This is a genomic window from Rhodococcus sp. G6(2025), from assembly GCF_058628105.1.
In genome coordinates, this window is the sequence record NZ_CP179753.1 from 78931 (window position 1) to 101764 (window position 22834).

Consider the following 22834-nt stretch of genomic DNA (forward strand, 5'->3'; position numbering starts at 1 on the left):
TTTGCACGCACTACGCAACAATTGCCGTCACGCCGCGGATACCACATTCTCCATCTGCCGGACACACGCAGAGACGTGCTCCTTGTTGCGTCGGCTTCCGATCTGATTGGCGGTGACGAAACCGCTTTCACTGGGCAACGCTATAGCTGACTCAGTCTGACACTATTGCTGGAAGGGGCATAGGAGCCTTGTGGCTGCGGCGCAGACCCTTGCGGTCGTAGAACCGAGTGATTACCGCGCCGAACGTGAGGCCGATGACTAGTCCGGCGAGGGTCATCCACACGGCGTGGAAGAGTCCTGCGTCGCCGCTGGCGCCGAAGAACAAAATCGCACGGACACCGAGGTAGATCTGATGCATGGGTTCGAACTCGCCAAGCCACCAGTACAACGACGGGGTGGCCTCCAACGGAATCGTTCCGCCCGACGACGGCAGCGCAAGAACGACGAAGATCATCAGGTTGATGACCTGCCCTAGGCTGCCGAAGGCCGCCATGACGGATACCGCGGTGATGCCCACCGCGGTGATCGCAAACGCCCCGTACTCCCACAGCATGAGCGGATCGGTGATCGGAAGCCCGAGGGCGGAGCTGATCCACAGGTACAACCCTGAGACGATGAGTCCGAGGGCGACCATGATGGCCCATTTGACCAAAAGGGTGTGGAACCGGGTGATCCGGACCGCCTCGTTGTGTAAATACAGCGGCCCCACCTCGGTGGGCGTGAAGCCGAGCATGCCGTCGACGAGGGCGCTGATGATGGTCGCCCCGGTGAATCCTGCCAGGACGAGCAGTAGCGCGTAGTAGAAGGCGGCCAGCCCGAATCCCGTTCCGTCGGGCAGCGGGTTGTGGGCGACGGTTCGCACGTCGATCGGATCGGCGAGCACGAGCCGGCTCGCCCCCGACAGTGGCGTCTCGCTGCCCGAACCGAGCTGCTGATTGACCTGCGCGGTGAGTTGCTCACCCACGGCCTGATTGACAGGCCGTAAGGTCATCTCACCGATGTTCTGCACCAAGTTCGTGTTCATCGTGCCGGTGCGCGGATTGGTGTAGACCGTGATCATTGGTTCTTCAACGTCACCGGGGGTAATACTGGCGTGCGCCAGGATGAAGGTGCGCTTGGTGAAGTCGCTGGGAATGACAATGGCGCCATAAATTTTGCCTTCATCGAGTAGCGACTGTGCCTGGGCTATGCCCATAGGCCGCAGATCAATTTTCTCGGAGTCCACCCCGTCGATCAGCCTGGACGCAATCTGAGTGCCGAGTGTCTGCCGAGTCGGCGGGTACGAGCCTGGCACGGTGTCGCCTTCGTCCTGGTTGACGAGCGCGATCGGGAAGTGGCGCAAGTGCTTGGTGGGGTCGAGCATGCCGCCCATGTACAGGGCTACCAGTAGCGTCATCACGATGCAAACGAGAACAATCGGAGTGATCCAGAACCGCGATGCCCGAAGGACATTCCACGTGCGCCGGTCCGCGCTCGGTTCTTGTTCCCCGTCGATAGTGCGTTGCACCATATCTCCTGTCTCAATCTGATTCTTTACCAACCGGATAACGTTCTCCCCATTCGATGCCATGGGAACGCACTGTCAGCACCCGCACGGTGGCTGAGCGAACGCGCGGTACTGCGAGATCAACATGAACACCTGATCGGCCTCGTGCAACTGGTACCACGCACTCAAGGCAGACCTGAGTACGGCACCTCTGTTCGCCAAGCGGTTGTGTCCTGAGTGGCCGCGGTATAGATCGCCTGGGCGACATGGTCGGGTGTAAATGCGCCATCTTTTGCCAGGATGCCGCGGACCGTCACAGATACCGCTCTGATCCCGTCGTCCTTGAGTGTCGAGTCGATGCTGTGCACCAGGTTGCGCAGCGCTGCCTTTTGTACCCCGAGACTGGCAGCCATCGCGTTGGGCACGTCCGCGACCATGCTGCCAGTTGCAGTGATACGTCCGCCTGCAGACATGTACGGCCTGGCAGCGTGCAAGGCCGTCAACAGTGCACCGACCCCGAGACTGATGTCTTGGGCCAGTTCCTCGGCGGTCAGGGCAAGTGCGTTCTTCGCACGGTATGAACTGGGGTTGAAGTGGAGCACGTCAAACCGTCCGACGCGGTCACCGAGATGCTTCACCGCCGCACTGAGACTATCTTCGTCGGTGACATCGACTGCTGCGTACCCGACGCTCGAGGACTCCAGGTCCGCTGCGAGATCTACAAGCACCTGCTCGTCGAGCCCGACCAGGGCAGCCTTGTAACCTTCACGGGCGAATCGCTTCGCCACCGAACCGCTGACGCCGGGCCCGGCGCCGATCACCAGCACCACGGGCGCATCCCTGTCGGTCAGATCAGACGCCGCGAAGCCACTGAGGTGCGGTGCACTGGGGTCGAGGATGCGAGAGGTGTCGCGATCGGGGCCCGAGTCGCGGTGGTCGGAGGGTGGGTGGGGGCTTGACTGCCGGTCGGTCGCCTTAACCCCCGTATGTTCGCGTTGGGGTGCATGCGAGAACGGATGGATCATGACGGATCGATCAAGATAGCCGGGTTGAGAATGCCAGCCGGGTCGAGCGCCGACTTTCCTGCCGCGAGCGTGGTAGCGAAGAGGTCGGGGCGTTGCCGGTCGTACCATGGCCGGTGATCACGACCCACCCCGTGGTGGTGGGTGATTGTCGCTCCGGACGCGCATATTGCCTCGGAAACTGCGGCTTTGATCCCGTCCCACTGCTCGACGGTCTTGCCCCAGGTACCGGCTGCGTAGATGCCGAAATAGGGTGCTGGACCGTCGGGGTACACATGGGTGAACCGGCAAGTAAGCACGCCTTCTGCTCCGACCTCGCGCATCGCCTCGCGGGCTGCAGCCTCGATCGAAGCCCTGACCTGTGGGAATGTATCCCAAGTGCAGGCAGTCTCGAAGGTCTCTACGATCATGCCGCGCGCCGCAAGAGCGTCTCGTCGGTAGGGCATCCGAAGGAACGACGACCGCCAGGCCCCAGCGGCTCCATTGCGCGCCGTCGCGTTCTCGGAGTCGGTGTAACGCACGGGCTCTGGCAGCGTTCCCCCGTGGTCCAGACATACTTCGAGGGCCTGTGCCATCCAGGGTTCGACCGGATGATGTGCCGATTCAAACCCGAGAATTAGTACGGTGGTCGCTGTTCCGGCGTTGATCATGGCCTCGGCGGGGTCGAGTAGCCGACAGTTCGACGGGTTGAGAGCGGATTGTGCAATGACTCGTACCGCCTCGACGCCGCGGTCAAAATCAGCAAACGACACCGACGCGGTGGCGCGCCAACGAGGACGGTCCTGGAGCTTCATCCAGGCCTGGGTAATGATACCAAGTGTGCCCTCTGAACCGAGAAACATCCGGTCCGGCGACGGTCCCGCTCCCGATGCTGGGAGGCGCCGTGACTCGATGACACCGGCGGGTGTCACCACTCGCATGGACTCGGTGAGGTCGTCGATGTGTGTGGGGCCCGTTGCATAGTGGCCGCCGGCTCGTGTCGCGAGCCATCCGCCCAGCGTGGAGAACTCGAAGGACTGTGGGAAGAATCGAAGGGTCAACCCATGTGTCCGCAGCTGTTGTTCGAGGTCAGGTCCAAGGACGCCGGCCTGAACGCGCGCTGCCCGACTGACCGGGTCGACTTCGAGGACTCGATCAAGCGCCGTGAGGTCTAGGCTCACCACTCCGGTGTACTCATCGCCGACACGTGGTTCCACACCCCCCACCACTGAGGTCCCCCCGCCGAAGGGGATGACCGCGATTCCAGCGTCGCTGCACCAGTCGAGAACCGCGACGACGTCGTCCTCGGTACGCGGCCGAACAACAACGTCGGGAATGTCGTGCAGGTGTCCTAGCAGTGCACGAACCACGTCTCGAAAAGCCTGACCGTGACTGTGCGCCATTCGTTCGGCGGATGCCGTCGACGCTAGCTCCGCCAAGGGCTTCGGGGGGCGAATCCTGCTCTGCGGTACATCGAAAGACCCGATATCGGGAGCAGTGTGCTCGGTGAGGTCTGCGTTGGGAAACAACGCTCTTACCCGGTCGATCAATTGCGATAACTCCCCGTCAGCGACGGCGTCCTCGACGTTCCCCCAACCCCACCATGACCGGTTCTTACCTGTCATCATTCATCATCCTTCGGTTTCACGATCTTGAACGAAACGCGATCCATTGAGTTCGGGACCACGCCCTCCGGTGTCTCCATCCAACTCAAGGTGTGCCCACCTGATATTTGCTGTACGGGGGCGCTTCACGCACCAACTGTGCGGTGTGCCGCAGCAGAATCGCGGCGAACGATACCCGCTCACGTCGAGCTACTTGGTGGAAGTGAGAACTCTGCCGGTGACGAACACCGCTTCGCATCGAGGTATCCCGCGTGAGTGCTGTGCGCTACCGCGACGGAGCCTCCGGCGCCGGCATTGGTCGCGATTCCGGCCTTCCAGTGTCCAGGGTGGGGGGTGTGGTGGTGAGGTTGCTGGCCGGTTCCCAGCCCGGTGGGCCGAATACGTAGCCGAGCCGGTCGCGGAATCGGGTGCTCGATCGCACGTTGCGCAGGATGTCGGCGAACGCGCGGTATTCCAACGTGAGCACGTTGTACGTGTCTACCTGCTTGGTCAGTCCGTAGGTGGGTCGCTGCCGTTCCTCGATGAACGTGCCGAACATCCGGTCCCAGATGATCAGCATGCCGGCGTAGTTGCGATCGAGGTACTCCTGGTCGGAGCCATGGTGGACCCGGTGGTGTGAGGGTGTGTTGAAGATGAACTCGATCGGACGCGGGAGCTTGCCGATCATCTCGGTGTGCACGAAGAACTGGTAGACGAGATTCACACTGAAGGCCACGTACAGTGTCCAGGGCGCAAAACCCAACAGAGGCAAAGGAAGCCAGAAGAAGAACTCGAACCACGGGTTCCACTTCTGCCGCAGTGCCGTGCCGAAGTTCATGTATTCGCTCGAATGGTGCGCCTGATGGGCGGCCCATCCTACGTTCACTCGGTGAACGAACCGGTGCTGCCAGTAGTACGCGAAATCGAGCGCGAGCAGCATCGCCGGCCAGTACCACCACGCCCCGGTATCGAGTTGCACGGGCGCGAGATACACGAAGACCAGGTTGAAGATGACGAACGAGCCCAGCTTGAACACGGTCAGGGTGACCGTTGAACCGGCGAACATCAGCAAGCTGGTGCGTGAATCCTTCACCGAATAGCCGGTCAGCTCGTCGTCGTGGTCGAGCCACTTGAGCGCGGCGAGCTCGATCAGCATCGTCAATACGAAGAACGGAATCGCGTAGACAAGGGGGTTCCCCAAGGGGTCGAACAGCTCGTGCATGACAGCCTCCAGTGATATGACTCGTGGGTAAATTACCACCGATACATATCGTTGGCTAGACTGAATCCATGAGCCCGGCACCGCCATCCAACCGTTCCACCGTCGGCAGTGGGTTGATGCGTACTTGCATCGACACATGAGGCGCGCGTCGCCTGACGCGGCGAGCCGTGGAGGTGACGCTGCACCCGGCACCGTCCGATTTACCCCTGATCGCCACTCTGGCCCGTTCGATACGCGCCCGTGGGACGGTTTGTCGATAACGGGCGCCGCTCAACAGTTGTCGGACACGGTGTGGTGTATGTAGCCCGAAGCCTTGAGGGCTTTCCGGACTGGTACGCCAACGACACCTATGAGGAGCGGCCGCGGAATCGGCGGTTAGTATCATGGATGCGGTGAAGTTGGCCGATTCACTCCCCAGTGTCCCCTCACCGATGGAAGGGCGCCGTCCGTGATCGATCTGCTGCTGGTCGACGACCACACGATATTTCGAGCTGGCCTTGTCCGGTTACTTGAGGAAGAACGTGACATCGGAACCGTCATGCAAGCATCAGACGGTGCGACAGCACTCAACTTGGTTCGCACGCATCATTTCGACGCTGTCCTGCTCGATATCAACCTTCCAGTTCGCAGTGGACTGGAGTTCCTCCCTTCGTTCCGTGTCGCCGCACCACAATTGCCGGTGATCGTGCTCAGCATGTACTCCGCACAGCAGTACGCCCTAAGAGCATATGAAGCCGGCGCGAGCGGATACGTCTCCAAGGACATGGATGCGGAGGTCCTTGTCGCCGCCATTCACAAGGTAGTCGAGGGCGGCCGATATATCACGCCCGAAGTTGCGGAGAAGATGCTTGAGGGAATCGGGGCTTTGCAGGGCGAAAACCGGCATCTGCGTCTGTCCGAACGAGAGTTTGCTGTCATGATAGAGATCGCGAATGGCTCAGCCTTAACCGCGATCGCGCAAGACATGCACGTTAGTGTAAAAACCGTCAGCACGTACCGATCACGCGTGCTCAAGAAGTTGGGACTCGACAGCAATGCGGCACTCGCGCAGTACACGCTGAGAAATCGTCTTGTCGACTAGCGAACCGGCAGACGTCGAAGGTCATGCGCCTCACGACACGATTTCTGAATACTGAACATCTTCCATGCTAGTGGGTGAACTCCCACGGGGCATGCAACTCGATTCGCACCCCTCCGGTCTCGACGTTGTCGATTGTGAACTCAGCACCGACCCGGTGCGCCCGCTCGCGGATGCCGATGAGTCCAGAACCGGTGTTGCGTGCATCTCCGACAGGCAAACCCCGGCCGTTGTCTTCGATGGCAATGTCGAGACGATCGCCCTCGCGAGCGATGCTGACTCGCACTTTGGTGGCATCCGCATGTCTTGCCACATTGGTCAGAGCTTCTTGAATAATCCGAAAGAGGTCCAGTTCCACTGCTGAGCTGGCCGCCGACTCGCTATGCGGCAGAATCAGAGAACAATCGATATTGAAACGGATCCTGAACCGATCGATGTAGTCGCGGATTGCTGCGAACAGGCCGAGATGCTCGAGTGCGGTCGGACGCAGCTCGTCGGAGATACGGCGAGCTGAATCTATTGCTTCCTGCGCAAGTTCCGAGACGCTGAGTGTGAGATCGAGGAGGTCAGAAGTGTCCACAACCTGTCCAGACTGGCCACTGAGGCGTTCAATTCGTCGCTTCAGTCGTGCAACGTCGAATTTCAAGGCCGTCAATATGCCGCCGACGTCATCGTGCAGTTCCATCGCGATACGAGCCCGCTCGGTCTCCTGAATCGTCTCGATCTCGGACATCAGTGCCTGCAATTGTGTTCGGGATCGAACGAGTTCGACGTGCGCGCGTTCACGGTCGGTCACGTCGATCCCGACGCCGACCACGGCGGGTTGGCCTCTGTATTCAACTCGCTTTCCGTGGATCTCGATCAATCTCACACCACTTTTACGCAGTGCGGCGCGGATAATGAAGTGCGACTCCGGATCGGTGCCCTCTATTCTCCGCTCATATTGAGCGACCAAGCTTTCCTTCTGATCTGGCGGGGCAAGATCTACCAGCGACCGCCCCATCATCCTGTCCGGTTTTGTGTCGAAGAGATCGGCAAACTTGTTGTTGACATACTGCAGAACACCATCCTGCAGAAGGTAGATGCCCGCAACGGATTGCTCCACGATGCCATTGAACAGCTGGAGAATATTCGGCGAATCAAATTCCTGCACTTGTTTTTCCTGAATCGCATTATCGGTGTTGACGACGGGAAATTACTCCGTTGACGTATGGACGGTCGGCCGTGCGAAGTGGATATGGGTGGATCAGCAACCCGCGATCGGTTTCTCTACCGAGCCCGCGCAGCCATCGTTTCGCAGCGGCCAGTTCTACAACATGGCAATGCTCTTCCTCACAGGAGGAGTAGTCAAGTCTTCCGGGTCGCCCCGACCAACCGCCCGGTCAGTCGCAAACGGATCGGGGTTTGTCAGAAATTTCCGACAAGGATCGTCGCCGTCTTCCGACATACAAGCGGGCGAATGCGAGGGAACAATCGGACCAGATCAAGAACAATAGTGGGAAGGCCGAAAACCGATGAACTACACGCCTCCGATCCGTGAGATGCAGTTCGTGCTGCACGAGGTGCTCGACGCCGCCGGTACGCTTCAGGGCGGCGGGATCGACATCGACCGCGACACCATCGACGGAGTGATCGAGGGTGCCGGCGATTTCTGTGCTCGCGTGCTTGATCCAATCAACGCTGTGGGTGACCGCGAAGGGTGCCGGCTGGTCGGGGACACCGTCGTGACTCCCCCGGGATTCAAGAAGGCGTACGACCAGTACGTCGTCGGCGGATGGCCGGCCGTGGACTGCGAGGTCGAGCACGGCGGTGGTGGTATGCCGTCCACCGTCGGTTCGGTGATCAAGGAAATGCTCGCCGCGTCCAATCCCTCGTGGAGCCTCTACACCAGCCTCTCCGCCGGCACCTACTGGTGCCTCAACGTGAACGCGTCGGACGCCCTCAAGCGCCGGTATCTGCCGCAGCTGGCTTCCGGCAAGTGGACCGGCACCATGTGTTTGACGGAGCCGCATTGCGGCACCGACCTGGGTCTGCTCACCACCCGCGCAGTACCTGCCGACGACGGCAGCTACCTGATCTCGGGAACGAAGATGTTCATCTCGTCCGGTGAACACGACTTGGCAGAGAACATCGTGCACCTCGTGTTGGCCCGTACTCCGGATGCACCCAAGGGCACCCGCGGTATCAGCTTGTTCGCCGTCTCGAAGCATACGGTCGGCTCAGACGGCGCCGTCGGCGACCGCAACGGCGTGTACTGCGACAGCATCGAGAGCAAGATGGGGTTGCATGGAAGTTCGACCTGTGTGCTGCGCTTCGAGAACGCCGTCGGGCACCTCGTGGGTGAGGTGAACATGGGCTTGGCGGCGATGTTCGTGATGATGAACAGCGCCCGGCTGGGCACGGGCGTGCAAGCGCTCGGTATGAACGAGAGGGCGAATCAGAAGGCCACGGCATACGCCCGTGAACGCATCCAGTCACGGGCACCGGAGTCGCTCCGAACGCCGAATCAGGCCGCCGACTCGATCATCGATCAACCGGATGTGCGGAGAATGCTGCTCACACAGAAGGCCTGGGTCGGTGGATCTCGACTCTTCCTGTACTGGTTGGCATTACAGGTCGATCTACGCAAGTCGTCGTCCGATCCGGCGATCCGCGAGTACGCCGAAGACATGCTGTCTCTCTTGACCCCGGTGGCCAAGGCTTTTGTCTCCGATCGTGCGGTCGAGTCTGCCTCATTGGGGATGCAGGTCCACGGTGGCGCCGGCTACATCATCGACTACGGCGCCGAACAGATCCTTCGGGACGCCCGGATCCTCCCGATCTACGAGGGAACCAACGGCGTGCAGTCCCACGACCTCCTGCAGCGGAAGGTCCTCAACGACGGGGGACGCCGACTCAAGCAGTTGCTCGAAATGGTCAGCAACTACGCGCACACGCTCGAGGGCCGCGAGGAAATGGATCTCTTCCGAGTCGCTCTCATAACGCTGGCCGGAGAAATCGACACTCTCACCACCGACCTCGCCCGATGGGCACAAGATGACGACCTTCGCGTCGGAACCAGTGCGGTCGACTTCCTCAATCTCGTCGGTTATTACGTATTCGCCTACTTCTGGGCGCGTGCAGCGGACACGGTCGTGCAACTGGGCGATCAGGCCACCGACCTTCACAAGCAGCAGCTCGCCGTCGCCCGCTACTATTTCGACAAATTGCTGCCCGATACCCTCTCGCTGCTGGTTCGTGCTCGGTCGGACACTGCGATTCTGATGGACGACGCAGCCATCGCCTTCTAAGTGTGCAGCTTCGGCACCGCACCATAGGACTCCCCACACTCCAGCCGTCGAAGAATGCACCTTCTTCAAAAGAACCATCAGAGATAGGCCTCACACCATGCCCGACATAAAGAACTTGTTCGCACTGGACGGACGCACCGCACTCGTCACCGGAGGTTCGCGTGGCCTCGGCCTGCAGATTGCCGAGGCACTCGGTGAGCAGGGAGCGCACGTCGTGATCAGCTCACGCAAATCAGACTCCCTGCGAAGCGCACAGGAACGTCTGTCTGCCAAAGGAATCAAGGCTGAATGGATCGCCGCTGACTCGAGCCGCGAGGAAGAGGTCGCACGCCTGGCGGACGAGGCCCTCGAGCGAGTCGGAACGATCGACATCCTGGTCAACAACGCCGGCGCGACCTGGGGATCGCCGACCGAGGACCTTCCGCTCGCCGCGTGGGACAAGGTCATGAATTTGAACGTGCGTTCACTGTTCCTGCTGTCGCAGCAGATCGGCAAGCGATCCATGCTTCCGGCCGGCTACGGGCGGATCATCAATCTCGCCTCGATAGCAGGCATGAAAGGTAATCCTCCTACTGGTGCGAAGACGATCGCCTACAACACCAGCAAGGCTGCGGTAATCAACTTCACGCGCGCCCTCGCCGCTGAGTGGGCACCCCACGGCATCACCGTGAATGCCCTGGCACCCGGCTTCTTTCCCTCGGACATGACGCGCGGCACGCTGGAGAATCAACTCGACTCGATCACGGCGCGCATTCCGCAGGGCCGGATCGGGGACGAGAGCGACCTCAAGGGCGCCACGTTGCTCTTCGCGAGCGATGCGGGCAAGCACATCACCGGTCAGGTCCTGGCGGTCGACGGCGGCGCAACGGCGATCTGACCTGTCCCACCCCTGTCAGTCACGAAAGGTAAGAGATCGATGAGCACCGAGACGAAGCCTGGTCAAGTCACCATGCGGATCGACGGCCGGATCGCCGTCATCACGGTAGAGAACGAGACGAAAAAGAACTCATACACGCCGGAGATGATGGAGCAACTGAGCGACCATCTGACGACGTTCGACGATGATGACGACCTGTGGGTGGCCGTGTTTTGCTCGGCGGGCAAGGATACTACGGCCGGTTTGGACATGCCGAAGTTCTTCGGACCAGGTGCGACGTCGAAGCCTGGTGATCCTACGAAGGTCGATCCGTTCGGGCTCGGCCGACGATGCCGCAAGCCGGTCATCGCGGTGGTGCAGGGTCTCACGCTGACGGTGGGGATTGAGATGATGCTCGCCGCCGACATCGTCGTCGCGGCGGAAACTGCACGGTTCCAGCAACTCGAGTCCAAGCGAGGCATCGCACCGATCGGTGGCGCCCATTTCCGCTACCTGACGCGCACAGGCTGGGGCAACGCGATGTATCACCTGTTGCTGTGCGATGAGTACGATGCCGATACCGCCCTGCGAATGGGATTCGTTCAGGAGGTCGTACCGTTCGGGCAGCAGATCTCGCGAGCGATCGAACTCGCCCGGGAGATTTGCAAGAACGCGCCGCTCGGGATCCGTGCGACGAAGGTCGGTGCGATGGCGTTCCTCGATGCGGCCGAGCAGGCCGCGATCGCCCAAATCCCGGTCATTCGCGAGCAGGTGCTGAACTCCGAGGATTGTAAGGAAGGCATTCAGTCCTTCATCGAGCGGCGTGAAGCCGTGTTCCAGGGTCGCTGAGCCGAATTCAGAGAGAAAGAGTCTTTTTCGTTATGAGTGAGACAAAGCATATCGTGGACCTGTCACCGGCCGTGCAGTACGAGGTGCGTGGTGATGTCGCGGTGATTCGGCTCGCAAATCCCCCGGTGAACGGTCTTGGTGATTCGATCCGTACCGGGCTCTCGGCGGGTATCACTGCAGCGCATGATGATGTGGTCCGTGCGGTGGTCATCGTCGGTGCCGGCAAGGGTTTTTGCGGCGGTGCAGATTTGCGGGAGTTCGGAACGCCGGCCGCCGCGGTGAAGCCGTCCGTGCCGGACGTTTTCGACCAGATTCAGGCACTGCCCAAACCAGTGGTGGCCGCCATCCATGGCTTCGCACTCGGTGGGGGCTTGGAGTTGGCCTTGGTGTGTAACTACCGTATCGCCCAGACCGGGGCGACGATCGGACTTCCCGAGGTCAACGTGGGTCTGCTCCCCGGTGCCGGCGGCACCCAGCGCTTGCCTCGGCTGATCGGCACCGCCGAGGCGCTGAACATGATCCAGAACGGGACCACCGTGACGGCGGCCCGCGCCGCTGAACTCGGCATTGTGGATCACTGTGTGCCCGGCGACCCCCTCGACGCCGCGCTGGCCTTCCTCAGCAACGGTGTCCCGCGGGGATCCGCGGCCCCGGTCATCGACCAGCGTCCGCCAGCCAGCGGTGACGGTGTCGACTTCGACGCCGCCCGCAGGCGTGTTCGCCCCAGCACCCGCAACCGGGTTGCGCAACTCGCGGCCATCGATGCTGTCGAGGCTGCCACCACCCACCGGATCGACGACGGGCTGGCCCTCGAACGCGAGGCTTTCGTGCGCCTGGTCGACAGCCCCGAGGCGAAGGCATTGCGACACGTCTTCTTCGCCGAAAAGCACGCTGCCAAGGTCGCCGACATCGACCGTGCCACTGCTCCGAGGCCAATTGAGCGGGTTGCCGTGATCGGCGCCGGCACTATGGGCACCGGCATCGCGATGGCCTTCGCCAACGGAGGTTTCCCTGTCGATTTGATCGAGCAGAACACCGAGGCTCTCGACCGCGGCGTGGCGACGATCCGCCGCAACTACGAGGCCACCGCCGCAAAGGGTCGGCTGACTGCGCAGCAGGTAGAGCAGCGACTCGCACTGATCGAACCACATCTCGACCTTCATGCCGCGTCCACGGCCGACCTCGTTGTGGAAGCGGTCTTCGAGGACATGGCAGTAAAGAGGGAGGTGTTCGCCAAACTCGACATAATCTGCAAGCCCGGCGCGGTGCTGGCATCGAACACCTCCCGGTTGGACGTCAACGAACTCGCCCGGACGGTCTCCCGACCCCAGGACGTCATCGGTCTGCACTTCTTCAGCCCGGCGAATGTGATGAAGCTGCTCGAGGTGGTGCGCGGCGATGCGACAGCGGACGACGTCGTCGTCACCAGTCTGGCTGTCGCGCAGAAGATCGCGAAAGTTCCGGTGCTCTCGAAGGTGTGCGACGGATTCATCGGGAATCGTATGCTTTCCCCGTACCGGCGCGAAGCGGACTTCCTGCTCGAGGAGGGCGCGACACCTGACCGTGTCGACCGGGTTCTTCAGGACTTCGGTCTCGCCATGGGACCGTTCGCGATGTCCGACCTGGCCGGGCTCGACATTGGATGGGCGGCTCGTAAGCGCCTCGCACCGACGCGGCCGAAGCACCTGCGGTACTCCCGGGTCGACGATGTCCTCTGCGAGGGCGGCCGGTTCGGGCAGAAAACCGGCTCGGGTTACTACCGGTACGTAAACGGTAGCCGGACCCCCGTTCCCGATCCTGAAGTCGATGCGGTCATTCGTCGTTGCGCCGCCGAAGCCGGAATCGATCGCCGGGAAATCAGTGACGCCGAGATCGTCGACCGGTGCATCCTCGCGCTCGTCAATGAGGGCGCGAAGATCCTTGGCGAGGGCATCGCGCAGCGCGCGTCCGACATCGACGTCGTCTACGTCGATGGTTACGGCTTCCCTGCCTCCAGGGGTGGTCCGATGTACTACGCGCAGAACCTCGGACTCGAGGAGGTGCTCCGCAGGATCCGGGAGTTCGAGGTGGTGCATGGGGAGTATTGGTCTCCAGCCCCGCTGCTCGAACAGGCCGTCCGTAATGGGAGTACCTCCTTCCAGTAGGCCGCTGTTCCACGACGGATGCGGTGTCGGTCCGAGCCGGTGTCGACACGCCGAAAATGGGGGTGCCGACACCGGACCGTCGTGACATCGGTTGCGGGAACCGTGTTGCCCCGATTGATCGACCTGACGCGGCGCGATGTCGGAATTCCCGCGCCGCGCGGTCCGGGCTCGGTGTCCTACAGACACCGAGCCGGTACGGGACCCCCAATTCTCATCATTGCGGATCGCATGCCGCGGCTATCGGGTTGTCGTCCTCGTCGGACACCGATTGGCCCTGGGTTCGAAAGGAAACATTCACGTGACCGTTGGAAAGGTCGAAGAGACAGCGGCAGTCGCGCAGTCGTCCGGAACTCGTAGAAGTGCTTGGTCCATGACCGCAGTGGTCATTCTCCTGTACATGATCAACTACGCCGACAAGGCTGTGTACGGCATCATCGCACAGCCGCTTACTCGTGAACTGGGCCTGACGTCGTCGCAGATCGGAATGGTCGGCAGCCTGTTTTTCCTGATGTTCACCATCGGCGGCTTCACGTCAGGGCTCCTGAGCCGATGGCTCGGACTGCGGTGGGCACTGCTGGCGCTCGCTCTGCTCTGGTCCGCGTCGGTGCTGCCGGTCGTGTTGTCGTCCACGCTCGCTGTGCTGATCGCCAGTCGGATGCTCCTCGGTATCGCCGAAGGCCCGAGCTCGGCGCTCATGCACGCTGCCGTCTACTCCTGGCATGCACCGGACAAGCGCGGCTTTCCCAGCGCTCTTCTACTCGGCGGAACTTCGGTTGCGAAGATTGTCTTCGCGCCGCTGCTCACCTACCTAACAGTCTCGTTCGGTTGGCGGGCGGCCCTGATCAGCATGGCGATCATGGGTGTCCTGTGGTGCATCCTGTGGGTGACCCGCTGGTCGGAGGGTCCCCATTTGACGCCGGTCGCCAACGCTACGGTGGAGCGGCACGACGACACGACCGTGCCGTGGCTGAGCATCTTCCGCGCCCCTACCTTTGTCTTCGGCGCCCTGCTGTTCATGGCCTATTACGCGTTGCAGACGGTCATTCTGACGTGGCTGCCGTCGTACTTCGAGCTCGGACTGGGATTCTCCGCTCAACAGGCCGGTTCGATGTTTGCAATCCCGAGCATGGTCGCTCTTGTGTACATGCTGACGATCTCGCGCGTGAGTGACCGCATGGTGGCCCGCGGTGTGACGGCCCGCCGGGCGCGGGCTGCGGTGGCTGCTGCGGGGGTTTTGCTGTGCGCGGCAATCTTGCTGTTCGTTCCTTACGTCGATACACCGATGCTCGTCGTGGCAATGATCTCGATCGCCTACGGTGTGGCCTCGGGGGCCGCGCCACTGCTCAACACCGCCGTCAGTGTGATTTGCCCGCAGCGGCAACTGGCGGGAACCTTAGGCGTCTACATGGCGATCATGGCAGTCGGCGGCCTGATCGCGCCGTGGCTGGCCGGAGTCATCGTCGACCATGCCGAAACGAAGGCAGACGGGTTCGCTCTCGCCTTCCAGATCCTCGGTGCAGCGGCCGGGGTGTTTGCCATCCTCGCATTGCTGTTCATGAATCCTGGCCGGGACCGTGACCGTGTGCTCGAATCGGCGACGCCTCGACAGGCATCCGCGTGAAAGCGGACAACGGTATGGGGGCTTCCGGTCCAACCAGTGCCCTGAGCCTCGAGCGGAGACCCTCGCTCCCGTTCGACAGCATCGTCACCGTTTGCACGCTGTTGATCGCTGCAGTGGAAAGCAGCAAGAGAGGCTCGCCCAAGGTCACGCGCGTGCAGCTTTCACGCGCTTCGCCGGCAAGGCGTAACGCGATCATCGCGAGGACAGCCACTATTCAAGCGACGGAGAACCGAGATGAGTATTAGCCGATCTGCGACAGGACGACACGACACCGAGGCGAAGGCACCGATCGCTGCGGCTGACTTCGTTCCGCCGTACTGGGCAACGGTAGACCTTTCAAGCCGGGCGAGGATCAAGGAATTCGAGCAAACTCCGCTGTCCGAGCGAGGTTTGCCTACGAGCGTGTACGAGTTCATCCGCAACGGTGCGCTGATTGATCCGGACGCGATCGCCTTGACGTACATTCCCGATGCATATGACCTAACCACTGCTGTACACCTCACGCATCGGCATGTTCTGCAGCGAATCACGCAAACCACCAACCTCTTCAATGATCTTGGCGTTCGTGCAGAAGACTCCGTATCGATCCTGACAGCGAACACTCCGGAGCCGCAGTTCGCGCTGTGGGGCGCGCAGACAGCTGGAATTGCGAATCCATTGAACTGGATGCTCGAGCCCGAACTTATCGGCGAGCTCATCACCGCCGCGGGTTCGACGATTCTCGTCAGCTACGGTGGAGATGTTGCGACAGATGTTTGGCCGAAAATCGCTTCCATTCTGGACCATGCCCCAACCATCAAAACGGTGATCCGGGCTGGCGGATCGCGGTCAGGCGTGGTTCCGCCGGGTGTGCGCTTTATCGAAATGATGGACGTACTCGACCAGTACGACGGCGATGTGCTGGCGGAGTCGAGGGTCATCGAGTGGGACACCGTCGGCGCGTTCATCGGCACCGGAGGAACCACCGGTGCACCGAAACTGGCACGGGTAACTCACGGCGGCCAAATTTACGCATGCTGGTCATCGGCTATGGCGCATCAAGCGCCCATAGGGGTCGTTCGAATCTGTGCCTCCCCCTTGTTCCATGTCCACGGCATTGCCGTCACGCAACTCACAGGACTTGCACTCGGAGGCACCGCCGTCTTCCCAACATCGGCGGGGTGGCGAGGGCCCGGAGTGATCGACAACTTCTGGTCAATCGCGCAAGAATTCTCCATATCGAGCGTGCCCTTGCTTCCCACGATTGCCAATCGGCTCGTTCAGCGGCCCGACTTGATTCCGGCGTTCCACCCTGTCGACAGGGTATCGAGCGGATCTGCGCCGTTGTCCATGGAAGTCGCGGACCGGTTCCGAAGGCTGACGGGAGTCAGCATCGCAGAAGGATACGGTCTCACCGAAACGTCCGGTGCGGTAGTCACCTCCCCCCGCGGTATGGAACCCACGCCCGGCGTTATTGGGTTACCGGTGCCGTATACAGCCGCAAAGGTAGTCCGGGAGACCGCGGAGGGTGAGTACCTCGAGTGTGAGGCCGGGGAGGCAGGCATTCTGTTAGTGAGCAGTCCCGCTGTCTTCGCCGGCTATCTCAATCCGCTGCAGAATGTGGGAGTACTACTCCCCGACGGTTGGTTGAATACGGGCGATCTCGCCAGCATGGATGAAGGCGGTGCGCTCCGGATCACCGGCCGCGCCAAGGATTTGATAATTCGTGGTGGCCACAATATCGACCCGGCACCAGTAGAAGAGGCGCTCTTCGCGTACCCCTTCGTCGCCGAAGCTTCGGTGGTCGGGATGCCAGATCCGGATGCCGGTGAGGTACCGGTCGCGTACGTCGTCGTAACCGACAGCACGGAATTCGACCTGGACGATCTGACGGCGCACATGCAGGAACGAGTGCGCGAGCGCGCCGCACTGCCGAAGGAGTTCTTCATTGTCGACGACCTGCCGAAATCGGCGGTCGGCAAGATTCTGAAGAACCGCTTACGGGTGGACACGGTCGAACGTTCCTTTACGCGAATGCTGGACGGCGCCGGTCTACAGGACCGATACGAGTTGCGGGTACACGATGGAGGAGCAGCGGGTATCGACGTCGCCATACTGTTGGTTGACGTAGATCCAGCGACACTCGACCGGGCGCGGACGGCGCTGTCCTCGACCACCATCCGGCACCAGATCCGTTCGTCGACCAGTGACGAAACACCTAGCAGACCATTCCCGCAGCGAGTGATATAGCGCGAGCGATCGAACGGAAATGGAAATGGAAATCGACATGTCGACCCTCACACTCGATGTCTACACCAGCCCACAACGTGAACTGCCGGGAGGAGTCCCGTTCTCACCAACAACGGCCACCCTGGTTCTCGAACCGACCGAGACAGTGCGTCTACCGCATTCAAGAGAAAAGCACACATTCGCGACAGGAATGGACTCATGACCGACTACGACAAGCTCTACATCGGCGGCAAATGGGTTGACCCGGCCACCGACCAGGTGCTCGAAGTGTTCTCCCCGGCCACCGAGGAACGCGTCGGCCGCTGTCCCGTCGCGTCGCCTACCGACATCGACGACGCCGTCGCCGTCGCCAGGCAGGCATTCGACGAAGGTCCGTGGCCGCAGACGACGCCCGCGGAGCGCGGGGAGATCCTCGCGAAGGCGGCGAAGCTCATCGAGGAGCGCGGCGAGACCCTCAACGCGCTGATCTCGTCGGAGATGGGTCAGCCGCCCGCGATGGTCGGGATGATGCAGCAGACGCCGTCGCTCGCGACCCTGAACTTCTATGCCGGCCTCGCGAACGACTTCGAGTGGGAGCAGACCCGCACCGGCGTGTTCGGCCAGACGAAGGTGCTGCGGGAGCCTGTCGGTGTGGTGGCCGCGGTTCTCGCCTGGAACGTGCCACTGTTCGTCGCCGTCAACAAGCTGTCCCCGGCGCTGCTCGCCGGGTGCACGGTGCTGCTGAAGCCGGCACCCGAATCCCCGCTCTCCATACACCTTCTCGCGGAGATCTTCGCCGAGGCCGGGGTACCCGAGGGCGTCATCTCCGTTCTGCCTGGCGGCGCCGAGACCGGTGAATACCTGGTGTCGCATTCCGGCATCGACAAGATCACGTTCACCGGCAGCAGTCCTGTCGGCCGCAAGATCGGGGCCATCGCCGCACAGAACCTCAAACGCTGCTCCCTCGAACTCGGCGGCAAGTCGGCGGCGATCATCCTCGAGGACGCCGACCTCGCGTCCACGATGCCGATGCTGGTGATGTCCGGGCTCATGAACACCGGGCAGGCGTGCGTCGCGCAGACCCGGATCCTCGCCCCGCGGTCCCGCTACGACGAGGTGCTGGACGCCCTTGTCGCGGGTGCCGGATTCATGGCCGTCGGAGATCCGTCCGCCCCGGCCGCGCAAATCGGGCCGCTGATCTCCGAGAAGCAGCGCGACCGCGTCGAGGGTTACATCGCCAAGGGCAAGGACGAGGGTGCCCGTGTGGTGCTCGGCGGCGGCCGTCCGGCGGGTCTCGACAGGGGCTGGTACGTGGAGCCGACCATCTTCGCCGACGTCGACAACTCGATGACGATCGCCCGCGAGGAGATCTTCGGCCCCGTCCTCTCCGTGATCCCCTACGATTCCGAGGACGAGGCGATCAAGATCGCCAACGATTCCGACTACGGCCTCGCCGGCTCGGTGTACACCACCGACATCGATCACGGACTCGCGATCGCGAAGCAGATCCGGACCGGCACGTACGCCATCAACTGGTACGCATTCGACCCGGGATCACCGTTCGGCGGTTACAAGGCCTCCGGCATCGGCCGTGAGAACGGGCCGGAGGGACTCGAAGCCTTCTGCGAGACCAAGTCCGTCCTCATGCCGCCCGGCTATACGGGATAGTCGGGGCCGCCGCCGGTTCGCCCTCCTGGTTGCGGCAGCTACCGAAAAGGCGCACAGGGGGTTACGTGATCGAGTGACTGCATCGACTCCGGACAGCGAGAGCGCAATCACAGATCATGGCCGACGGCACCACAACAAGTTCCGAGCTCGGCGCTGAACGTAAATGACCACGCCATCCTCAGTAGCGGTCAGCTGGTTGGCGAATGCGAATACACCCTGACCCGCACCCGCTCGCCGTGTGGCGGCTACGCGCGCTGGTGCGCTGACCTCGTCAGCCAAACCCCCGCATTGGCTGACGAGGTCTTCCACGCTTCGACGGTCTGACTGACCCGACTCGGGACCGTCGATGGGAACCCCGCCACCCTCACCACGGGGCGGCGGGGTTCCACCCACGGGAAGCTCTGCTCCAGATTGCGGAACAGATGATCCCAATCAGGATGCTGCTTCTGACTGTGTTCTGATCTTGTTGGTCCCCGACTGGCAACCTTTGCGCACCGAAATCCACTCGACCACAAGGTGACCCTATGCCCACGCTCTCACTCGATGTCTACACCAGCCCGCAACGGGACCTGCCGGCAGGTGGCTCGTTCTCCCCCACCACAGCGACCCTGGTGCTCGGGCCGACCGAGGCGATCCTGGTGGACACCGGATACACCCTCGACGACGTGCACGAAGTCGCCCGTCGCCTCGAGACCTCAGGTCGTTCGCTGACCACCATCTACATCACCCACGCGCACCCCGACCACTACCTCGGACTCGAGTGGCTACTGACACGCTTCCCCCAGGCACGCGCAGTGGCCGTTCCCGCGGTCGCAGACAAGATCGCACAAGAACTCGATATCACCCGCACGCGTTGGACCGCGATGTTCGACGGACTCGCACTGGACAATTCGTATATCCCGGAGCCGCTCGAGGGCACCGTACTGTCCGTCGACGGTCACGAACTGCGGATCCTCACGATCGGACAGGGCGATATCCCGCACAACACCGTCGTCCACATTCCCGCGATCGAGGCGGTCATCGCCGGCGACATCGTCTACAACGGAATCAACCCGTTTCTCGCCGCCTCCGGCCCGAACGAGTGGCAGCAGTGGATCGCCAGTATCGATGAGGTCGCTGCGTTGGCGCCCCGCATCGTCGTCGCCGGCCACAAACGCCCCGACCTCCCCGACGACGACCCGGCCGCCTCCCTCGACGGAACCCGCGCATACATCGACGCGTTCACCGACGCCGTGAACGACAAAGACACCGCGCGAGACGTCGTCCGCCACCTGAAATCCCTATTCCCCGACTACGGAAACCCCAGCGCGCTCATCGGTTCCGCCGCAGCCGCATTCAAGAGAAGGACGAACACTCATGCCTGAAGCAGTCATCGTCTCGACCGCCCGCTCCCCCATCGGCCGGGCCGTCAAAGGATCCTTGAAGGATCTACGTCCCGACGACCTCACCGCGCAAATGGTCACGGCGGCGCTGGACAAGATCCCCGCGCTGGACCGCACCCAGATCGACGACCTGATCCTCGGCTGCGGACAGCCGGCGGGCGAAGCCGGGTACAACATGGGCCGCGTGGTCTCCATCCTCGCGGGCCTGACGGAGGTCCCCGGCACCACGGTCAACCGGTACTGCTCCTCGAGCCTACAGACCACCCGGATGGCGTTTCACGCGATCAAAGCCGGTGAAGGCGACGTCTTCATCTCGGCCGGAGTGGAATCGGTCAGCCGCTCCATTGCCGCCGGGCGCTCGGACGGCCTGCCCGGCACCACGAACCAGCGCTTTGCCGCCGCACTCGAACGCTCCGACCGCCGCACCCAGTCCGGCGCCGACACCTGGCGCGATCCGAGCGCCGACGGACTACTGCCCGACGTCTACATCCAAATGGGGCAGACCGCCGAAAACGTCGCACAACTGAAGGGCATCAGCCGCGCCGAGCAGGACGAGTTCGCGGTCCGCTCGCAGAACCTGACGGAGAAGTCGCAGGCCAACGGCTTCTGGGACCGGGAAATCGTCCCAGTGACCCTGGCCGACGGCACAGTGGTGAGCCGCGACGACGGCCCCCGGGCGGGCACCACCCTAGAGGCAGTGGCGCAGCTCAAGCCCGTCTTCCGGCCGGACGGCACCGTCACCGCCGGCAACGCCTGCCCCCTCAACGACGGCGCCGCCGCTCTGGTGATCATGAGCGCCACCAAGGCCGCCGAACTCGACCTGACCCCACTCGCCCGCATCGTCTCTACCGGGGTGTCCGGGCTGTCCCCCGAAATCATGGGTCTCGGCCCAATCGAAGCGTGCCGCAAAGCGTTGGCGCTGGCAGACCTGTCCATCGACGACATCGACCTCGTCGAGATCAACGAGGCGTTCGCCGCCCAGGTCATACCCTCCGCCCGTGAACTCGGCATCAGCATGGACAAACTCAACATCAACGGCAGCAGCATCGCGATCGGACACCCGTTCGGCATGACCGGCGCCCGCATCGCAACCACCCTCATCAACTCCCTGCAGTACCACGACAAGCAGTTCGGCCTCGAAACCATGTGTGTCGGTGGCGGCCAGGGAATGGCGATGATCATCGAACGCCTGTCCTGACACTGCAACCCGGAAACCAAGCGGTGCGAGCGACTTCCCCTCTCGCACCGCTTGGACGCCTCGCCCCCGTCGAGTGGCCCGTCATCCATTACCAATGGGACGTGTCGTCTTCGCAGTTCATCACTACTTACGCAGATACGGACGGTGCAACCGATCTCAGAACTGCATCGTGCGACCCGGTCAGAGCCAATGTCGGTTCAGCACTCCCGCCCCGCGCTACCGTTTTTCTAGGGACCGCCTTCCACGGGCCGAGTCCGTGGCCGCACATCACCCACGCCATCCGCACGCGCGGACCCCGCCATGCCGCGATCGCCCACCTCGGCCAGGACGCCCCCCACCCTGCTGCCGCTGCGCGCCGGCGACGTGCTCGTCGTCAACGCCTCCCACGCCATCGGTCACCTGCTGCGCAGCCGAGCCGACCTCTCCCCCATCGGTGCAGGACGCCGAACAGACCCTCGCCGACCTCGGACACCCCAATCCCCGACTCCGGGTCGACCACCGCATCGCCTCCCCCAGCTTGCGGACGGCGTTGCGCTCTGGAACCTCTGAACCACCGCGAGAAATAGGTGCCGTGACCTGCGTAACGACACGTCCCCGCGCGATCAGCGCACCGACATCTGTTGTTGTGCGCCGCCGATCATCCTCCCCGAGCCGATCCCACCCTGAAAAGACGGAGCGTGGCAGCATGAGTTGCCCCAATTGACGGCCTGCCACGCTCGGACCCACAAGGCGGGTCTACCACGGGGGCAGCAATCCGGTGACCAAACCAGTGCCGTACTCCCGCGCCGGCCAGCCTACCGAAATCAGCTAGGCCGGTTCGATCCAGTCCGGAACTCCGGGTGCACAAAACCCGAAAGTTCGGCCACTGCATGGTCGATCGCCACGTTCAGTTGCTCCCGCAGATCCTCCAGCTCATCGATCCGCGCCTGAACCGGTCGGCGGGAAGTCGGGTTATGCCCGTTGGCCGAATCCCAGATTCGTTGGCCAGCGATCCGGGCGCCCTCCGTCGGAGAGACCTTCCGCCCGTCAACGTCGTAGGACGGCCGCGCGGTCGGCGCCGGGTCCGCACCGTCCGGTGATTCGTTGATGCGGTCGAGCGCATCAGCCACACCCTCGATCATGTCCTTGAAATAGACCTCTATCACAAGACCCTCCACTTGTTCACCGCTGATTCGCATCCCGCCCACCGCCAGAGTGAAGCATCCGATGCGCAACCAGACCATAGCC

At 62.4% G+C, this 22834-nt stretch carries 16 protein-coding genes and 1 pseudogene; 11 read left to right on the plus strand and 6 right to left on the minus strand.

Annotated elements, in window-relative coordinates:
• Positions 1 to 151: 151 nt before the first annotated feature.
• From ACLIVD_RS43260 to ACLIVD_RS43275, 4 genes are all read right to left on the minus strand, one after another.
• Complete coding sequence (locus tag ACLIVD_RS43260) at positions 152 to 1510, minus strand: YhgE/Pip domain-containing protein (protein ID WP_206004846.1); 1359 nt, start codon at positions 1508 to 1510, stop codon at positions 152 to 154.
• Positions 1511 to 1671: 161 nt separating this feature from the next.
• Positions 1672 to 2316 carry an SDR family oxidoreductase gene (locus tag ACLIVD_RS43265; protein ID WP_241032094.1) on the minus strand — a complete coding sequence of 215 codons (645 nt, stop codon included), beginning with the start codon at positions 2314 to 2316 and terminating at the stop codon, positions 1672 to 1674.
• 191 nt (positions 2317 to 2507) lie between these two features.
• Positions 2508 to 4112, minus strand: a complete 1605-nt coding sequence (locus tag ACLIVD_RS43270; protein WP_206004847.1) for an FAD-binding oxidoreductase — start codon at positions 4110 to 4112, stop codon at positions 2508 to 2510.
• A 265-nt stretch (positions 4113 to 4377) separates the two neighbouring features.
• Positions 4378 to 5313 (minus strand): sterol desaturase family protein, encoded by a 936-nt coding sequence (locus ACLIVD_RS43275; protein ID WP_206004777.1) that lies wholly within the window; start codon positions 5311 to 5313, stop codon positions 4378 to 4380.
• 448 nt (positions 5314 to 5761) lie between these two features.
• Between ACLIVD_RS43275 and ACLIVD_RS43280 the strand changes: the two genes are divergently transcribed.
• Complete coding sequence (locus tag ACLIVD_RS43280) at positions 5762 to 6394, plus strand: response regulator (protein ID WP_206004778.1); 633 nt, start codon at positions 5762 to 5764, stop codon at positions 6392 to 6394.
• A gap of 67 nt (positions 6395 to 6461) precedes the next feature.
• On the opposite strand, the gene ACLIVD_RS43285 is transcribed toward ACLIVD_RS43280, so the two are convergent.
• Entirely contained in the window at positions 6462 to 7544 is a 1083-nt protein-coding gene (locus ACLIVD_RS43285; RefSeq protein WP_241032095.1) for a PAS domain-containing sensor histidine kinase, read from the minus strand.
• Between the two features lie 361 nt (positions 7545 to 7905).
• Between ACLIVD_RS43285 and ACLIVD_RS43290 the strand changes: the two genes are divergently transcribed.
• The 10 genes and pseudogenes from ACLIVD_RS43290 to ACLIVD_RS43335 form a co-directional block, all read left to right on the plus strand.
• Positions 7906 to 9681 (plus strand): acyl-CoA dehydrogenase family protein, encoded by a 1776-nt coding sequence (locus ACLIVD_RS43290; protein WP_206004779.1) that lies wholly within the window; start codon positions 7906 to 7908, stop codon positions 9679 to 9681.
• 97 nt (positions 9682 to 9778) lie between these two features.
• A complete protein-coding gene (locus tag ACLIVD_RS43295) occupies positions 9779 to 10558 on the plus strand; it encodes an SDR family oxidoreductase (protein WP_206004780.1) in 780 nt (259 codons plus the stop codon).
• 39 nt (positions 10559 to 10597) lie between these two features.
• Positions 10598 to 11386: a crotonase/enoyl-CoA hydratase family protein gene (locus tag ACLIVD_RS43300; protein ID WP_206004781.1), complete on the plus strand. Its 789-nt coding sequence runs from the start codon at positions 10598 to 10600 to the stop codon at positions 11384 to 11386.
• A 32-nt stretch (positions 11387 to 11418) separates the two neighbouring features.
• Positions 11419 to 13530 carry a 3-hydroxyacyl-CoA dehydrogenase NAD-binding domain-containing protein gene (locus tag ACLIVD_RS43305; RefSeq protein ID WP_206004782.1) on the plus strand — a complete coding sequence of 704 codons (2112 nt, stop codon included), beginning with the start codon at positions 11419 to 11421 and terminating at the stop codon, positions 13528 to 13530.
• A 298-nt stretch (positions 13531 to 13828) separates the two neighbouring features.
• Complete coding sequence (locus ACLIVD_RS43310; RefSeq protein WP_420854996.1) at positions 13829 to 15151, plus strand: MFS transporter; 1323 nt, start codon at positions 13829 to 13831, stop codon at positions 15149 to 15151.
• 234 nt (positions 15152 to 15385) lie between these two features.
• Positions 15386 to 17380, plus strand: coding sequence for an AMP-binding protein (locus ACLIVD_RS43315; protein ID WP_206004784.1), 1995 nt, complete (start codon positions 15386 to 15388; stop codon positions 17378 to 17380).
• Between the two features lie 198 nt (positions 17381 to 17578).
• Positions 17579 to 19027 (plus strand): aldehyde dehydrogenase, encoded by a 1449-nt coding sequence (locus tag ACLIVD_RS43320; RefSeq protein ID WP_206004785.1) that lies wholly within the window; start codon positions 17579 to 17581, stop codon positions 19025 to 19027.
• A 524-nt stretch (positions 19028 to 19551) separates the two neighbouring features.
• Positions 19552 to 20391 carry an MBL fold metallo-hydrolase gene (locus ACLIVD_RS43325; protein WP_206004786.1) on the plus strand — a complete coding sequence of 280 codons (840 nt, stop codon included), beginning with the start codon at positions 19552 to 19554 and terminating at the stop codon, positions 20389 to 20391.
• Positions 20384 to 21607, plus strand: a complete 1224-nt coding sequence (locus tag ACLIVD_RS43330; RefSeq protein ID WP_206004787.1) for an acetyl-CoA C-acetyltransferase — start codon at positions 20384 to 20386, stop codon at positions 21605 to 21607. Before ACLIVD_RS43325 ends, ACLIVD_RS43330 begins: the two co-directional genes overlap by 8 nt.
• A 266-nt stretch (positions 21608 to 21873) precedes the next feature.
• Positions 21874 to 21997, plus strand: a pseudogene (locus tag ACLIVD_RS43335) (phosphatidylserine/phosphatidylglycerophosphate/cardiolipin synthase family protein); the annotation flags it as partial.
• A gap of 413 nt (positions 21998 to 22410) precedes the next feature.
• Here ACLIVD_RS43335 and ACLIVD_RS43340 read toward each other — a convergent pair.
• On the minus strand, positions 22411 to 22785 hold the full coding sequence (locus ACLIVD_RS43340) for a hypothetical protein (protein WP_491933865.1): 375 nt from the start codon (positions 22783 to 22785) through the stop codon (positions 22411 to 22413).
• Positions 22786 to 22834 lie beyond the last annotated feature (49 nt).

Excerpts from the sequence above, each read along its gene's own strand:
- ACLIVD_RS43295 (WP_206004780.1), top strand. The coding sequence starts at position 9,779 with ATGCCCGACATAAAGAACTTGTTCGCACTGGACGGACGCACCGCACTC.
- ACLIVD_RS43275 (WP_206004777.1), bottom strand. The coding sequence starts at position 5,313 with ATGCACGAGCTGTTCGACCCCTTGGGGAACCCCCTTGTCTACGCGATT.
- ACLIVD_RS43300 (WP_206004781.1), top strand. The coding sequence starts at position 10,598 with ATGAGCACCGAGACGAAGCCTGGTCAAGTCACCATGCGGATCGACGGC.
- ACLIVD_RS43290 (WP_206004779.1), top strand. The coding sequence starts at position 7,906 with ATGAACTACACGCCTCCGATCCGTGAGATGCAGTTCGTGCTGCACGAG.
- ACLIVD_RS43330 (WP_206004787.1), top strand. The coding sequence starts at position 20,384 with ATGCCTGAAGCAGTCATCGTCTCGACCGCCCGCTCCCCCATCGGCCGG.
- ACLIVD_RS43315 (WP_206004784.1), top strand. The coding sequence starts at position 15,386 with ATGAGTATTAGCCGATCTGCGACAGGACGACACGACACCGAGGCGAAG.
- ACLIVD_RS43325 (WP_206004786.1), top strand. The coding sequence starts at position 19,552 with ATGCCCACGCTCTCACTCGATGTCTACACCAGCCCGCAACGGGACCTG.
- ACLIVD_RS43340 (WP_491933865.1), bottom strand. The coding sequence starts at position 22,785 with ATGCGAATCAGCGGTGAACAAGTGGAGGGTCTTGTGATAGAGGTCTAT.
- ACLIVD_RS43270 (WP_206004847.1), bottom strand. The coding sequence starts at position 4,112 with ATGACAGGTAAGAACCGGTCATGGTGGGGTTGGGGGAACGTCGAGGAC.
- ACLIVD_RS43305 (WP_206004782.1), top strand. The coding sequence starts at position 11,419 with ATGAGTGAGACAAAGCATATCGTGGACCTGTCACCGGCCGTGCAGTAC.
- ACLIVD_RS43260 (WP_206004846.1), bottom strand. The coding sequence starts at position 1,510 with ATGGTGCAACGCACTATCGACGGGGAACAAGAACCGAGCGCGGACCGG.
- ACLIVD_RS43320 (WP_206004785.1), top strand. The coding sequence starts at position 17,579 with ATGACCGACTACGACAAGCTCTACATCGGCGGCAAATGGGTTGACCCG.